Source organism: Sphingomonas phoenicis, from assembly GCF_047238005.1.
Taxonomy (GTDB): domain Bacteria; phylum Pseudomonadota; class Alphaproteobacteria; order Sphingomonadales; family Sphingomonadaceae; genus Sphingomonas.
This window is the reverse complement of the sequence record NZ_JBDFMC010000002.1, coordinates 1,233,393-1,248,529: the sequence shown is the minus strand read 5'-3', so window position 1 is coordinate 1,248,529 and position 15,137 is coordinate 1,233,393. Positions and strand designations below refer to the sequence as shown.

Here is a 15,137-nt window from a genome sequence, read left to right as displayed (position 1 = left end):
CATGCACGCCTTCGCCGCGCTCCTCGATTCGCTGATCTACACGCGGGGCCGCAACGCCAAGCTGAAACTGATCGCCGACTATCTCACCGTCACCGCCGATCCCGATCGAGGCTGGGCCATGGCGGCGCTGACCGGCGAACTCGATCTGCCCGGGGTGAAGCCCGCGCTGATCCGTGCGCTGATCGAGGAGCGGGTCGATCCCGTCCTCTTCCGGATGAGCCGTGACTATGTCGGCGATACCGCGGAGACGGTGTCGCTGCTCTGGCCGGCGCCCGTCGTGCCGCAAGACGCCGCGCCGATGTCGCTCGACGACGCGGTCGAGCGATTGCGCCACCTGTCCCGCGCCGATGCACCGGCTGAACTGGCCCGCATGCTCGACCGGCTGGATGCGGAGGAGCGGTTCGCACTCCTGAAGATGGCGACCGGCGCGCTGCGCATCGGCGTCTCCGCGCGCCTCGCCAAGACCGCGCTGGCGCAGGCGTTCGGGGTGGACGTCGATGCGCTGGAGGAACTCTGGCACGCGCTCTCGCCGCCCTATGCCACCCTGTTCGACTGGCTGGAGGGCAGGGGCGCGCAGCCCAGCGCCGCCGACACTCCCGTGTTCCGCCCCTTCATGCTCGCGCACGGGCTGGAGGATGCGCGCGTCGACCTCGCCGACTATGCCGCCGAATGGAAGTGGGACGGCATCCGCGTCCAGATCGTCCATGTCGCCGGCCAGACCCGCCTCTACAGCCGCACCGGCGACGACGTCACCGGCAGCTTCCCCGATGTCGCCGCCGCCTTCTCGACGCCGGGCGCGGTCGATGGCGAGCTGATGGTGAAGGGCGACGTCCAGGGCGGTGCCCTCGACGACGGCGGCGGCGCGGCCAGCTTCAACGCGCTCCAGCAGCGCCTCGGCCGCAAGACCGTGTCGGCGAAGATGCTCGCCGACTATCCCGCCTTCGTACGCCTCTACGACATCCTGTTCGACGGGGACGAGGATCTGCGCACCCTGTCCTGGACCGACCGTCGTGCGCGGCTGGAGGCGTTCGTCCCCCGCCTCGATCCCGACCGGTTCGACCTCAGCAAGACGATCGAGGCCGCCGATTTCACCGAGCTGGAGGCGATCCGCGCCGGCGCCCGCGATTCCGCGATCGAGGGTGTGATGCTGAAGCGCCGCGACAGCCCCTACACCGGCGGCCGCCGCGCCGGCCTGTGGTACAAGTGGAAGCGCGATCCGCTGACCGCCGATTGCGTGATGATGTACGCCCAACGCGGCAGCGGCCGGCGCTCGTCCTATTACAGCGACTATACCTTCGGCTGCTGGACCGACGACGGTGAGCTGCTCCCGGTCGGCAAGGCGTATAGCGGCATCACCGACGAGGAGCTGCGCCAGCTCGACAAGTTCGTCCGCGGCCACACCCTCAACCGCTTCGGCCCGGTGCGGGAGGTGGAGAAGACGCTGGTGCTCGAGATTGCATTCGATTCGATCCACACCTCCACCCGCCACAAATCGGGCGTCGCGATGCGCTTCCCCCGCATCGCGCGCATCCGCCTGGACAAGCCGGCCGACGAGGCCGACCGGCTCGACACGCTCAAACGGCTGGTGACCTGAGGAAGCGGGCGACACCGCGCCGCCGCAGGGCGCCGCCGACCACGCCGAATCCGGCGATCATCAGCGCCCAGCTCGACGGCTCCGGCACCGCCGCCGCGAACGGCCGGTCCAGCCGCACCTTGATGAACTCGTTATTGTCCGATCGCCCCGGCGTCCGGCCCGCCGAGCCCGGATAGTTGTTGTCGTTGACGATCAGCAGCGTCTGCTCGTCGACGGGCAGCACGTCCTCGATCGTCACGAACGGGAACGAGAAGCTGGTGCTGCCGTCGCCGTTCAGGTCGTCGGGATCGGCGATGTTCATCAGGTCCAGCAGCTCGGTCTTCACCAGCCGCCCGTTCGCGTCCACCTGGTTCAGGTCGATGCCATAGATGCGCTTGAACTTCGCCGCCGCGCCCTGTCCGCCATCGCGCTCGATCACCACGAACCGGCCGTCGCCGATCGCGGTCATGTCGCCGATCGCGGTACCGCCCTCGGTCAGGGCATAGGTGAACTGCTGGTCGGTGAAACGCTGGCTCGCCACGTCGAACGCGTTGATCCGCAACGTTCCCGCCGCGTCGCCCGTCACCGTCTTCTCCAGCAGCGTGTACAGCGTCTTGCCGTCGGTCGACAGCGCCATCCCCTCGAACCCGCCACTGCTCGCCAGGTTCGCCTTGCCGCCGGCCAGCAGCGGATTGTCGACCGACTGGACGCCGGGCAGCGGGATCGCCTTGTCGATCACACGGAACTGCGCGTCGGTATGGACCAGGTACGGCCCGAACTCGTCCCCGAAATAATAGCTGCCGTCCGCCACCCGGCGAAAGCTCTCGATGTCCAGATCGGCCCCGGTCAGCAGGCGCCCGTCGCGGATCGCCGGATCGACCGGGATCGTGCCGCCGTAATAGGTCGCCTGGTCGGCGACCGTGGTGAAGCCCAGCTTGCGGTTCGGATCGCTCAGCGTGCTGCTGCCATTCACCGTCACCGTGCCGCTGCCGCCGGCGGCGGTGCGGAAATCCACGTCCACGTCGTGCACGTACAGCAGCGCGTCGGCGGAATTGGCCTTCGTGCCGAACCCGTTGTCGGCCATCACCTGATACCCGCCGCGCCCGTTCGACAGGATCGCGGAGAATCCCTGCACCGGCTGCCGGCCGACGAACGGCCCGTTGCTGCCGTTGCCGCCCACCCCGAACTGGCCAGACGTCGGGCCGGGCACGAACGTGTCCGCCGGCAGCGCCGCGAACCCGACCAGCGTCGCCGCAGGCGCCGTACCCGCCGTCGCCAGTCCCGCCGCCACGATCAACAAGCCCCTGAACCGCATCGTCATTCTCCCGGTCATGATGACCGGGCGTTAACCACGCCGCATGACGACATCGTGCGATTCGCGTTGCAGCGACTGTCATGATCCGGGCCGCCGCGACGGACGCCGATCTACCCGCCCGCGACCTTCCCGGCCCATGGCAAAGCGGGGCCGACCGGAACGATCCCGCTGGGGTTCAGGTCGCGGTGGCTGGCATAATAATGCCGCTTGATATGATCCAGGTGCACCGTCGCAGCGATCCGCTCGTCGGCCAGCATCCGCTCCAGATATGCCTCCAGCGCCGGATAGTCCTCGATCCGCCGCACATTGCATTTGAAACGCCCGACATAAACCGGATCGAATCGCACCAGCGTCGTGAACAGCCGCACGTCCGCCTCGGTCATCGCCGCACCGACCAGCCAGTCGCGGCCGGTCAGGCGCGCCTCCAGGGCGTCGAGCGTCGCGAACAGCGGCCGAACCGCGTCTTCATACGCCTGCTGGGTCGTCGCGAAGCCGGCCTTGTACACGCCGTTGTTCACCCGGTCGTACACCTCGGCATTCACCGCATCGATCTCGCCGCGCAGCGCCGCCGGGTACAGGTCCCCCGGCGTCGCGCCCAACCCGTCCCATGCCTGGCCCAGCATCCGGATGATCTCGGCCGATTCGTTGCTGACGATCGTCCCGGTCTCGCGATCCCACAGCACCGGCACGGTCACCTTGCCGGTATAGCCCGGTCGCGCGCGGGCGTAGAGCTGCCAGAGATACTCGGCGCCATGCAGCGGATCGCCGGTGCCGCCGCGATCGGTGGCGAAGGTCCAGCCCTCCTCCAGCATCAGCGGATCGACCACCGACACGCCGATCATCGCCTCCAGTCCCTTCAGCGCGCGGACGATCAGCGTCCGGTGCGCCCAGGGGCAGGCATAGCTGACGTACAGGTGATAGCGCCCGGCCGCCGCCGGACGTCCCGGCTGCCCGTCCGGCCCCGGCCCGCCATCGGCCGTCACCCAGTCGCGAAAGCCCGCCTCCTGGCGCTGGAAGGCGCCGCCCTTGCTGTCCTGCGTCGCCTTGCCGGCGTGCCACGCGCCGTCGATCATCCTGCCCATGGTCACCCGCTCGCTGCCCGTACTGCAGCACTACGCGCAGGGCTGCGTCAGCGATCCTTCAGCCGAACCTCGAACATCGTCGGCCACAGCTTGCCCGTCACGAACAGCCGCCGGCCCTTGGCGTCCCACGCGATGCCGTTCGCCACCGCCTCGGGATCGCCTGCACCGACCTCGGCCACCAGCGGGCGCAGGTCGATGATCCGCGTGACCGTGCCCGATGCCGGATCGATCCCGACGACGAACGGCTGGTGCCACACATTCGCCAGGATCTGGCCGTCCACCCATTCCAGTTCGTTGATCTCGGTCAGCGGCTTGCCGCGCAGCGTCACCGTCACCTGTCGCCGCACCGCGAGCGTCCGGGGATCCAGGAACCGCAACTGCGCGCTTCCGTCCGACTGGATCAGCGACCGGCCATCGCCGGTCAGCCCCCAGCCTTCGCCCGTAAAGCGCGATACGCCCTTCTTGCGCAACGTCTTCGCGTCCCAGCGATGGGCGATGCCGTCGTGCCACGTCAGGCTGACCAGCTCGTCGCCCCACGCGGCCAGCCCTTCGCCGAACTGCGCTGGCGGGATCGTCCCCCGCCGTTCGACCTTGCCGTCCTTCAGCCGGACCCGCCGCACGTCCGACTCGCCCTCGCGCCCGACGCTTTCGTACAGCGCCCCGTCGCGCCAGATCAGTCCTTCGGTGAAGGCGGTGCGGTCATGCGGATAGCGCGCGACGACGTCGACGGCGACGATGGGCGGCGAGGGGGCGGTCTGCGATGCGGCAGGAGCCGATAGGCTCAGGGCGAGCAGGCTGAGGATGAGCGGATGGCGCATGGCCGTTTCTCTAGAACGCTTTGCCGTCGGTGCGCCATCGCCGATGACGATCCACGTCGCGCCCGGGCGGGGCCGATCCCGCACCCGGCGGGAACGCCGGATCGATGCAGCATCGCGGAAAAGGATTATCGCGAGGTCCTTTTGCGACATGTCGGACAAATTCGCTGCGTGTCACGATCGGTTAACCAGCATTTCCCAAGGTCGGCCTCCTGTCTGGAGGAAGAGATGATCACGGGATCGATCGCGGGAACCGCACCGCCCGGCCGCGCCGCCGCCGCCGACGAGCCGCGCGGCGACGGCACCCGCTTCGACGCGGCGATGGCCGCGGCGGCACGGGCGGCGGAGGACGCGGCTGAGGCGGCCCGGCAGGCGATCGCCGCCTTCGACCTCACCCGTTCCGCCACCGATCCCGCCGCCGCGACGGCCTATGTCGCGGGCGCGCGGCAGGTCAGCGTCGCCCAGGGGCTGGCCGACGGCGCGGTCGACTTCACCCGCATCACGCCGCGCCAGATGCTGATCGCCGGCGGCGCGATGGTCGCCAACGGCCGGGCGAGCGCCGGATCGATGGCGGGGGTCCTCGATCTTGCCGCGCAGACATCCGATCGGGACACGCCGGTCAACTTCTTCGCCTATCTGAACCAGCAGGCGGCGGCGAACGAGCAGGCGCCGGGCGGCATGGGCCTCGCCTTCGGCCAGCGGGCATCGGTCGCGGTGATGACCCACTCGCATCGTGCCGATGGCATTCCGATCACCTATGACGACCATTATCCCACCGCCCCGCGCCCGCCGAGCGCGGAGGAGATCAATACCCGGCTGAAGGCGGCGATCGAATCGTTCCGCAAGGAAGCGTCGCTCACCCCGGCGCAACGCATGCGCCGCGAGGTGCTGAAAAGCCTGAACCTGACCGAGGACGCGCTGAAGGCGATGCCCGAGGCCGATCGCGAGGCGGCGGAGAAGAGGATCGGTGAAGAGGTCGCCCGGCGACTCGCGCTGCTCGGCCTGACCGGCGGATCGGCAGGAGAGGCAAAGGCCGACGATCCTGCGGGCGTCGCAACACCCGTCGCCAAGGACGAGGACCGCGCCGGCCACTGACCGTCCCCGCCACGCCGCATGCGCCGTGCGCGGCGAGGGGCGACGTCAGGCAGAAGCCCGGCTCATTCTGCTGGGAAACGTGGCTGCGAAGAGCCCTCACCTGACCGGGAACACGCTGAAGGCGAAGCCAGCGGCGGCGGGGAAGGGGATCGGTGACGGGGGCGTCCGGTCGCTGGTGCTAACCCGCCCGAACGTTGGATCGGCCGGGGCGGCGAGGACGGAATGCCCACGCCCGCCTGTAATTAAAGACGGTCGACACCGATGACGGCGACCGCCGCCATGGCGGGCGTGGTCGGTACGTGAAGGGCCGGTCGCGATCACCGCGCCGGGCCTCTTCGGGACATGCGGACAGGAAGCGGGTCGTCCGATCTGGCGAGTTGTCATTCATCGCCGCGGACGAGGTTCGCGCGGCCACTGACAGTTACCGTTATTCGCCGCGCCGTAAGCGTCGTGCTCAGTGAAGACCGTTGTCAGGCTGAAGATCGCGAGGGGTCGCTTCGCAGCGAGCATCGTTGACGCCGGCGAGCGCATCCGCCGAGACGCATCGACGAGCCTGAGCCCGACCGGGAATAGGCTGGAGGCCATGCGCAAGGCAGCGGGAAGGCAGTCGGTGACCGCGTCGTCGGGCGGGTGGTACTGCCCGGCCGACCGGCAGATCGGCAGGGGCGGCGAACACCGGTGGCCGGCGCCGCCCCCGTGCAAGCGCGCCCCCCCCGCGGAAGACGATCGACACCATTGCCGACGCCCTCCGCCACGGGCGGGGCGTGGCCGGGACGTGAAAAAGGCCCGTCGCGATCACCGCGCCGGGCCTTTTCGGAAAACGCGAACAGGAAGCGGCTCGCCCGATCGGGCGAGCCGTCATTCATGGACCGGATCAGCCCTGGTGCTGGGCCAGGTTGACCGCGGCGTACTTGCCGCGACGGTCGACTTCCAGCTCGAACTGCAGGCGGTCGCCCTCGTTCAGGCTAGCCATCCCGGCGCGCTCGACGGCCGAGATGTGCACGAACGCATCGGGCTGGCCGTCGTCGCGCTGGATGAAGCCGAAGCCCTTCATGGCGTTGAAGAACTTGACCGTGCCGGTCGCCTTCTCGCCGGTCAGCTGGCGCTGCGGGGCACCGCCGCGCTCGCCGCCGAAGCCGCCACGATCGCCACCCGGCGCGCGCGCCGGACGGTCGCCGAAGCCACCCTCGCGCGGCTCGCGCGGGGGAGCACGGTCGGTGACCGGCATCGGCTCGCCGTCGATCTTCAGTTCGGTGGCCGAGATGCGGCCGCCGCGATCGACCAGGGTGAAGCCCAGCGGCTGACCCTCTGCCAGACCGGTCAGGCCGGCCTGCTCGACTGCCGAGATGTGCACGAACACGTCCTCGCCGCCGTCATCGCGAACGACGAAGCCGAAACCCTTCTGGCCGTTGAAGAACTTGACGACGCCCGTGCCCTCGCCGACGACCTGGGGGGGCATGCCGCGGCCACCGCCGCCACCGCCGCCGCCGAAACCACCGCCGCCGCCGCCGAAGCCGCCGCCACCGCCGCTGCGGAAGCCACCGCCGCCGCCGCCGCCGAAGCCGCCGCCACCGCCGCCGAATCGGTCACCGCCGCCGAAACCGCCGCCGCCGAACCGGTCGCCACCGCCGCCGAAACCGCCGCCGCCACCGAAATCGTCACCGCCGAAGCTGTCGCGCTTGTCGCGCCCACGCCCGCCGCGCTGACCGCGGCCGCCTTTATCGAAACTCATAAGCCCTGTTCGTCTTCCCGGTTCGCCCGTATGATGCTTCCTCAAGAACCCGAGCGCCGGACGACGTGCTCACGGCCTTTCGGCGCCACACCTTCTGCGCCTATCGTCCTGCATAGCGGATAAGCATCGCCTCTGCGAACGAAATCTCTTGCCGGGCAGCGCCGCGATCGGCGGCGCGGCAGAAATGCCGCGCGCCGTTGCCCGAACGGCACACTCTAAACGTTTGCGGTCGCGTTGTCGGGGGGCGCGGCGTACCGATGCGGCATTGAGCGTTCATCCCCGGGCGGCTACGGCACCTCGCATGACCGTTCATCTGCATGACGAAGACATTCCCGCCGGCCTGTTCGCGGGCGCGCCGTCGATCGCCGTCGATACCGAGACGATGGGGCTGATCACGCCGCGCGACCGGCTCTGCGTGGTGCAGCTGTCCGACGGCGGCACCGACGAGCATCTCGTCCGATTCGGTCCGGGCAGCGACTATGCCGCCCCGCATCTGAAGGCGCTTCTCGCCGATCCGGCGGTGGTGAAGCTCTATCATTTCGGCCGCTTCGATATCGGGGCGATCCGCCATTATCTGGGCATCGTCGCCGCGCCGGCGTGGGACACCAAGATCGCGTCGCGGCTGGTGCGCACCTACACCGACCGTCACGGCCTGAAAGAACTGGTGCGCGAGCTGCTCGGGCAGGAACTGTCGAAGGCGCAGCAGTCGTCCGACTGGGGCAGCCCGCAGTTGACCGACGCACAGAAGGAATATGCCGCCTCCGACGTCCGCTACCTCCACCGGCTGAAGGACGAGCTGGAACGCCGCCTGGCGCGCGAGGGGCGCAGCGAACTGGCACGGGCCTGTTTCGACTTCCTGCCGTCGCGCGCCGCGCTCGACCTTGCCGGCTGGCCGGAGATCGACGTGTTCGCCCATGTCTGAGATCGCCCGGCGGGAGCGGACGGCGCGCCAGGTCTGGGCCGCGCCGGGCAGCCGCCACGACAAGCTGGTCGCCACCGCGCGCTTCGTGCTGCCGGTATCGGTCGGCGTGCTGGCCGCGTTTCTCGTCATGGCGCCGCTGACCGCGACCGGCGACGTGTCGTTCGTCCTCGACAAGAACAAGGTCGAGGTCGCCAAGGAACGGATGCGCCTCCAGGCCGCCCGCTACCGGGGCCAGGATTCGAAGGGCCAGCCGTTCGAGCTCGACGCCGGCTCGGCGGTGCAGCGCAGCTCCGCCGAACCGATCGTCCGCCTGTCGCAGCTCAGCGCCGGAATCCAGCTGTCCGACGGTCCCGCCCGGCTCGTCGCGCCCTCCGCCCGCTACGACATGGATACCGAGAAGATGCGCGTCGACGGCCCGATCGCCTTCCAGGCGGCGGGCGGCTATCGCCTCGATACCGACGCCGCGATCGTCGATCTTCAGGAGCGCAAGCTGCAAAGCACCGACGCGGTGTCCGGCACCGTGCCGCAGGGAACGTTCCGCGCCGACCGGATGCATGCCGACCTGGAAAGCCGCACCGTCACGCTCGACGGCAATGCGCGCTTGCGGATCGTGCCGCGCGGGGCGAGATAGCGGCCATGCGCCCGCTTTCCGCCGCCACCCTGATCGCCCTCATGCCGGCGGCCGCCCTGTCGACGGCTGCGGTCGCGCAGCAGCGCCACAACACCAACGCACCGATCGATTTCGGCGCCGACCATATCGAGCTGCAGGATCGCGCCAACCGCGCCGTCCTGTCGGGCAGCGTGACGGTGAAGCAGGCGGAGATGACGCTGAACGCCGCCCGCATGACCGTCGCCTATACGGGCGAGGTCGTCGGCGGCAATCCGCAGGTATCGCGACTCGACGCCAGCGGCGGCGTCACCGTCCGCCGGCCGGATCAGACCGCGCGCAGCCAGTACGCGATCTACGATCTCAACCGCCGGGTCATCACCATGCTGGGCGCCGTGTCGCTGACGCAAGGGGGCGGCAACACCGTCAATGGCGGGCGGCTGACGATCAACCTCGATACCGGGCGCGCCGTGATCGACGGGTCGTCGGTCGGCAGCAGCGGCGCCCCCGGCGACGGTAACGTCCAGCGCCGTGCCGGCCGCGTCACCGGCACCTTCTCGGTGCCGAACCGCAATTGACCGGGCGATTGGGGGTTTTCTCCGTGCGCCCGGTCATGCATGAATCCTGCCAGAACCGCCGGGCTTAACGCGGCGGTAACCGTTTCCTGCGAGGCGACCGTCCGATGGCCACTACTGTCCTGCCGACCGACACCGCCTCGGCGATCGTCGAGCCGCCGGCCGCGAACGGCCTGCAGGTCGTGTCGATCGCCAAGTCCTACGACAAGCGGACGGTGCTGACCGACGTGTCGGTCACCGTCGGGCGCGGCGAGGTGGTCGGCCTGCTCGGCCCCAACGGCGCCGGCAAGACGACCTGCTTCTACTCGGTGATGGGTCTGGTGAAGCCCGATTCGGGCCGCATCATGCTTGATGGCGACGACATCACGGGCTTGCCCATGTACCGCCGCGCGATCCTCGGCCTCGGCTATCTGCCGCAGGAGACGTCGATCTTCCGCGGCCTGTCGATCGAGAAGAACATCCTGACCGTACTTGAACTGTCGGAGCCCGATCGCGGCGCCCGCCAGGCGAAGCTCGACCGGCTGCTCGAGGAATTCGGCCTCACCCGCCTGCGCGCCGCGCCGGCGATGGCGCTGTCGGGCGGCGAGCGTCGCCGGGCGGAGATCGCCCGCGCGCTGGCCGCCGATCCGTCGATCATGCTCCTCGACGAGCCGTTCGCCGGCATCGATCCGATCTCGATCGCCGACATCCGCGATCTGGTGAAGGACCTGAAGCGCCGCGACATCGGCGTCCTCATCACCGACCACAATGTCCGCGAAACGCTCGACATCGTCGACCGCGCCTACATCATCTACGACGGCCGCGTGCTGTTCACCGGCAGCCCCGCCGAACTCGTCGCCGACGCCAACGTCCGCCGCCTGTACCTCGGCGAGACCTTCTCGCTGTAGGGCGATGGAGCATATCCTCTCTTCGGGCCCCTCCCCTTCAGGGAAGGGGTTGGGGTGGGGCCCCTCCCCGGGCGCCGGAGTGTCAGGCGACGCCCCATCGCCAGTCCCATCCCTGAAGGCGAAGGGAGTTTTCGCATGAGCCTCGCTCCCCGCCTCGACCTGCGCCAATCGCAATCGCTGGTCATGACGCCTCAGCTCCAGCAGGCGATCAAGCTGCTGGCGCTGTCCAATCTCGAGGTAGAGGGCTTCATCGCCGAGGAGATCGAGAAGAACCCGCTGCTCGAGGCGGGGCAGGGGGGCGAGATCGTCCGTCCCGAACCGGCCGCCGCGCCCGACCCGGCGACCGCCGACGCGCTGGTCACCGGCGCCGCCCCGGCCGAGCCGCTCGACCTCGACTACGCGACCGAGAGCCACCAGCAGGATTCGGTCGCCGACGGCGGTGTCGGCCGCGACGGGGCGCTGTCCGCGTCGTCGTCGGGCGCGTCGTCCGGTGGCGGCATGGGCGAGGACGGGCTCGACTTCGACAGCTTCGCCAATCCCGATCTCAGCCTGGCCGACCACCTGATCGCGCAGGCCGGCCCCGCCATCGCCGGTCCCGACCTGTTCATCGCCCATCACCTGATCGACCAGATCGACGAGGCCGGCTATCTCCGCGGCAACCTGCTCGACATCGCCACCCGCCTCGGCGTGCCGCTCGCCCGGGTCGAGGGCGTGCTGGCGATCATCCACACCTTCGAGCCCACCGGCGTCGGCGCGCGCGATCTGGCGGAGTGCCTCGCGCTCCAGGCGCGCGAGGCCGATCGCTACGATCCGTGCATGGCGCGGCTGCTCGACAATCTTGATCTGCTCGCCCGCGGCGACCTGTCCCGGCTGAAGCGGCTGTGCCACGTCGACGACGAGGACATGGCCGACATGATCCGCGAACTGCGCGCCTATGATCCCAAGCCCGGCTGCCGATACGGCGGAGAGCCGTCGCGCTCGGTCGTGCCGGACCTGTTCGTCACCCGGCAGGCGGACGGCAGCTGGTCGGTCGAGCTGAACAACGCCACGCTGCCCCGCGTCCTGGTCAATCGCCGCTACCATGCCCAGCTCGCCACCGGGCCGCAGGACAAGGCGTCGAAGGCATGGCTGTCCGACTGCCTCGCCAGCGCCAACTGGCTCACCAAGGCGCTCGACCAGCGTCAGCGCACCATCATCCGCGTCGCGGCGGAGATCGTGAAGCAGCAGGAGGCATTCTTCCTCCACGGCGTCGCCCACCTGAAACCGATGACGCTGGCGCGTGTCGCCGACGCGATCGAGATGCACGAATCGACCGTCAGCCGCGTCACCAGCAACAAATACCTGTCCTGCGCGCGCGGCACGTTCGAGCTGAAATACTTCTTCACCTCCGCGATCCAGGCGATGGAGGGCGGCGACGCAGTGTCGGCGGAGGCGGTGAAGAGCGCCATCCGCGCCCTGATCGCGGGGGAGGGTGCGAAGATCCTGTCCGACGACACGCTGGTCGAGCTGCTCCAGGCCAAGGGTTTCGACATCGCCCGCCGCACCGTCGCCAAATACCGCGAGGCGATGGGCATCGGCAGCTCGGTCCAGCGCCGTCGCGCCCGCACGCTGGAAGGCGCGTGACGACGGCATGTCGCCCGACACGCTCTGCCGATGCTGAGGGCGCTGGCGAATTGGCTCCGACGATGACCACACCACCACCCCGGCGGAGGCCGGGGTCCAGTTGGGCGATGTTCGCGTCCACCCACCTGCGCCATCGCGACTGGGCCCCGGCCTCCGCCGGGGTGGTATCTGGCAACGGCAACGTGGGAGCAATGCTGCTCCTGCTGCTCCTGCTCTTTCTACCCACCCCCGCCCACGCCCGGCCCGCCGACCTCACCGTCATGACCTTCAACGTCCGCGTGCCCGTCGCCAGCGACGGCGCCAACGACTGGCCGCATCGCCGCGCATTGATGGCGCAGACGATCCGCCGTGCCCGCCCCGACGTGATCGGGATGCAGGAGCTTCATGCGGCCCAGGCGGCCGACCTGATCGCGCAATTGCCCGGCTATCGCTGGTTCGGCCGCGACCGGCGGGGCGGGCATGGCGACGAGCATATGGGCATCTTCTACCGCACCGATCGCTGGCGCGTGGAGGCGGACGGCGATTTCTGGCTCTCGGATACGCCCGGCGTTCCCGGCAGCATCACATGGGGCCATCCCTATCCCCGGATGGTGAGCTGGGGCCGCTTCGTCGGGTCCGACGGCACGCACCGCTTCACCCTGTTCAACACGCACCTGCCCTATCGCATCGACGACGAGGTCGCGCGCGAGCGGGGGGCCCGCCTGATCGCCGCCCGCGTCGCGGCAACGCCGGGGCCCGTGGTCCTCACCGGCGACTTCAACACGGTGGCCGAGTCGCCGACCCATGCGGTCCTCGCCGGCACGCTGACCGATGCATGGCAGGTGGCCTTCAGGAAGAAGGGCCCGGCCGCGACCTTCCACGGCTTCACCGGCACACCCGACCGCCGCCTCGACTGGATCTGGACCCGCGGCCTCGTACCGATGAAGGTCCGCACCCTGACCGACCATCGCGGCGCGCTGTATCCGTCGGATCATTTTCCTGTCGTCGCCGAACTGGCGTGGCCCCTGCCGAAGGGTGCGTAGGCCGGGCGACCAAGCCCGGCCCGCGACGCTCAGGCCAGATCGTTCTCGCTGACGACGATCATCGTCTGGTCCGGATCGCGCGCCAGCGCGGTCGCCGCCGCGGTTTCCAGCTGGCCGGTCAGCCGCTGCGCCACCGCGACCGGCCGGTCGCCGACATCCTCGCCCGACAGCGCCCGCAACAGGTCGTACGACGCGGCGAAGGCGCGCCGCTCGCCATCGACGCTGGCAGCGAACTCGACGCGGCGCTCGTCGACATTGTCGAACACGGTGGCGGTATCGATGGTCAGCCGGTCTTCGGCCATGAAGCTACTCCCGATGTGAAGCAGCAGAAGCGCGGCGACCCCGGCACAGGTTCCGGGCATGTCCTACAGGCGCCCGGTCGGGGTACAGGTGGCCGATGCGCCCGCCCGCCCGTTTCCATCCCGTCCTCGCCGGAACGCCGCACGAAAACGTCACCGATCCTGTCGAAACATACGGCCGCCCCCGGCATATCATGTCGTTGAAATCGCTTGTGCCGATGCGACCGCAACCCGCAACTTCCTCAACATTCGCGCGCTCAGTCGTCCTCGTCCTCGAACCCCACCAGCGCCAGCGCGCGCGCCTTGATCTGGCGCTGCTCGCACCAGTGGACCAGCGCCTCCTCCCGCCCGTGCGTCACCCACACCTCGCGCGGCGCGATCTCGGCCAGCGTGTCGGTCAGCTCGTCCCAGTCGGCATGGTCGGACAGGATCAGCGGCAGCTCGACATTCTTCTGCCGCGCCCGCTGGCGCACCCGCATCCACCCGCTCGCCATCGCCGTGATCGGGTCGGGCAGCCGCCGCGACCAGCGATCGTTCAGGGCGGAGGGCGGGCACATTACTACGTGGCCCGCCATCGCCGCCTTGGGCACGCCCGCCACCGGGATCAGCTCGCCCAGCCTGACGCCGTGATCGGCATAGAGCTCGCACAGCCGGGCCAGCGCGCCGTGGATGTAGATCGGCGCCTCGTGCCCCCGCTCGCGCAGCTCGGCGATCACCCGCTGCGCCTTGCCCAGCGCATACGCGCCGACCAGCACGCAGCGGTCCGGATTGGCGTGCAGCCGGGCCAGCAGCTTGTCGATCTCGTCGCCGGTGTCGGGATGGCGGAACACGGGCAGGGCGAACGTCGCCTCGGTCACGAACACGTCGCACTTCACCGGCTCGAACGCGGCGCAGGTCGGATCCGGCCGGCGCTTGTAATCGCCCGACACCACCACCCGCTCGCAGCGGTGATCCAGCACGATCTGCGCCGATCCCAGCACGTGCCCGGCCGGTACGAAGCCGACCTCCACCTCGCCGCCCTTGCCGTCGGACAGGCGGATCGTCTCGCCGTACGCGACCGGCTCGCCGGTCTGCGGGCCGTACCGTGCCTCCATGATCGCCAGCGTCTCGGGCGTCGCCCATACCCGGCCATGGCCGCCGCGGGCGTGATCGGCATGGCCGTGCGTTACCAGCGCGCGCTCGGCCGGCTCCGACGGGTCGATCCACGCATCGGCGGGCCGCACATAGATGCCGTGCGGATGCGGTTCGATCCAGTCGCCTAGCTTTGCCATCCGCCCACTACGCGCGAGCCGCTCTCCCGGTGCCGGATCGAACCGCTTGCCCGGATCGTTGGCCTGCACGAGATCTGGACGAGGATGATGGACCATGAACGAGATTCAGGAACAGACCGCGAGCAGTACGGCGAACGGCAGCATGTGGCTGATCGTCGTCTTCATCGGCGCCTTCGTGCTGGTGGCGGCGATGGCGTGGGCCCGGGCGAAGAACAAGAAGATCAGCCCGGAACAGGAACGCAGGACCGAACAGGCGACCCGCGACCTGTATCGCGACGGGACGACCGACGAGACGAAGCCGCACTGATCGCCGGCCCCG

Annotated in this window: 14 protein-coding genes and 2 pseudogenes; 9 read left to right on the top strand and 7 right to left on the bottom strand. The window is 69.6% G+C overall.

Translation table 11 applies throughout. The features are described from left to right. Position 1 precedes the first annotated feature (1 nt). Complete coding sequence (locus ABC319_RS07210; RefSeq protein WP_413069566.1) at positions 2-1,594, top strand: cisplatin damage response ATP-dependent DNA ligase; 1,593 nt, start codon at positions 2-4, stop codon at positions 1,592-1,594. Here ABC319_RS07210 and ABC319_RS07205 read toward each other — a convergent pair. The 4 genes and pseudogenes from ABC319_RS07205 to ABC319_RS07190 all read right to left on the bottom strand — a co-directional run. Continuing rightward, a pseudogene (locus tag ABC319_RS07205) lies at positions 1,575-1,691 on the bottom strand (PEPxxWA-CTERM sorting domain-containing protein); the annotation flags it as partial. The gene ABC319_RS07210 and the pseudogene ABC319_RS07205 sit on opposite strands and share 20 nt — an antisense overlap. Before the next feature lie 87 nt (positions 1,692-1,778). Then, positions 1,779-2,888 (bottom strand): annotated as a pseudogene (locus ABC319_RS07200) (esterase-like activity of phytase family protein); the annotation flags it as partial. 110 nt (positions 2,889-2,998) lie between these two features. Next, on the bottom strand, positions 2,999-3,970 hold the full coding sequence (locus ABC319_RS07195) for a glutathione S-transferase family protein (protein ID WP_413069565.1): 972 nt from the start codon (positions 3,968-3,970) through the stop codon (positions 2,999-3,001). 47 nt (positions 3,971-4,017) lie between these two features. Then, positions 4,018-4,788, bottom strand: coding sequence for a glutaminyl-peptide cyclotransferase (locus ABC319_RS07190; RefSeq protein WP_413069564.1), 771 nt, complete (start codon positions 4,786-4,788; stop codon positions 4,018-4,020). Between the two features lie 225 nt (positions 4,789-5,013). On the opposite strand from ABC319_RS07190, the gene ABC319_RS07185 reads away from it, so the two are divergent. Then, complete coding sequence (locus ABC319_RS07185) at positions 5,014-5,880, top strand: hypothetical protein (RefSeq protein WP_413069563.1); 867 nt, start codon at positions 5,014-5,016, stop codon at positions 5,878-5,880. Positions 5,881-6,754: 874 nt separating this feature from the next. Here ABC319_RS07185 and ABC319_RS07180 read toward each other — a convergent pair. Further along, positions 6,755-7,612: a cold-shock protein gene (locus tag ABC319_RS07180; protein ID WP_413069562.1), complete on the bottom strand. Its 858-nt coding sequence runs from the start codon at positions 7,610-7,612 to the stop codon at positions 6,755-6,757. A gap of 301 nt (positions 7,613-7,913) precedes the next feature. On the opposite strand from ABC319_RS07180, the gene ABC319_RS07175 reads away from it, so the two are divergent. From ABC319_RS07175 to ABC319_RS07150, 6 genes are all read left to right on the top strand, one after another. Beyond that, positions 7,914-8,534, top strand: a complete 621-nt coding sequence (locus ABC319_RS07175) for a ribonuclease D (RefSeq protein WP_413069561.1) — start codon at positions 7,914-7,916, stop codon at positions 8,532-8,534. Continuing rightward, positions 8,527-9,165: an LPS export ABC transporter periplasmic protein LptC gene (lptC, locus tag ABC319_RS07170; protein WP_413069560.1), complete on the top strand. Its 639-nt coding sequence runs from the start codon at positions 8,527-8,529 to the stop codon at positions 9,163-9,165. The genes ABC319_RS07175 and lptC overlap by 8 nt, the downstream gene beginning before the upstream one ends. A gap of 5 nt (positions 9,166-9,170) precedes the next feature. Continuing rightward, positions 9,171-9,719, top strand: a complete 549-nt coding sequence (locus ABC319_RS07165; RefSeq protein WP_413069559.1) for an LptA/OstA family protein — start codon at positions 9,171-9,173, stop codon at positions 9,717-9,719. 104 nt (positions 9,720-9,823) lie between these two features. Further along, positions 9,824-10,603 carry an LPS export ABC transporter ATP-binding protein gene (lptB, locus tag ABC319_RS07160; protein ID WP_413069558.1) on the top strand — a complete coding sequence of 260 codons (780 nt, stop codon included), beginning with the start codon at positions 9,824-9,826 and terminating at the stop codon, positions 10,601-10,603. A 135-nt stretch (positions 10,604-10,738) separates the two neighbouring features. Continuing rightward, on the top strand, positions 10,739-12,226 hold the full coding sequence (rpoN, locus tag ABC319_RS07155; protein WP_413069557.1) for an RNA polymerase factor sigma-54: 1,488 nt from the start codon (positions 10,739-10,741) through the stop codon (positions 12,224-12,226). Between the two features lie 107 nt (positions 12,227-12,333). Next, a complete protein-coding gene (locus ABC319_RS07150; protein ID WP_413069556.1) occupies positions 12,334-13,248 on the top strand; it encodes an endonuclease/exonuclease/phosphatase family protein in 915 nt (304 codons plus the stop codon). 29 nt (positions 13,249-13,277) lie between these two features. Here the strand turns inward: ABC319_RS07150 and ABC319_RS07145 are convergent, their stop codons facing one another. Both ABC319_RS07145 and ABC319_RS07140 read right to left on the bottom strand, forming a co-directional pair. Then, complete coding sequence (locus ABC319_RS07145) at positions 13,278-13,550, bottom strand: hypothetical protein (protein ID WP_413069555.1); 273 nt, start codon at positions 13,548-13,550, stop codon at positions 13,278-13,280. 254 nt (positions 13,551-13,804) lie between these two features. After that, entirely contained in the window at positions 13,805-14,818 is a 1,014-nt protein-coding gene (locus ABC319_RS07140) for a ligase-associated DNA damage response exonuclease (RefSeq protein ID WP_413071643.1), read from the bottom strand. 94 nt (positions 14,819-14,912) lie between these two features. Here ABC319_RS07140 and ABC319_RS07135 point away from each other — a divergent pair, with 94 nt between their 5' ends. After that, on the top strand, positions 14,913-15,125 hold the full coding sequence (locus ABC319_RS07135; RefSeq protein ID WP_413069554.1) for a hypothetical protein: 213 nt from the start codon (positions 14,913-14,915) through the stop codon (positions 15,123-15,125). The last annotated feature ends 12 nt before the right edge of the window (positions 15,126-15,137 follow it).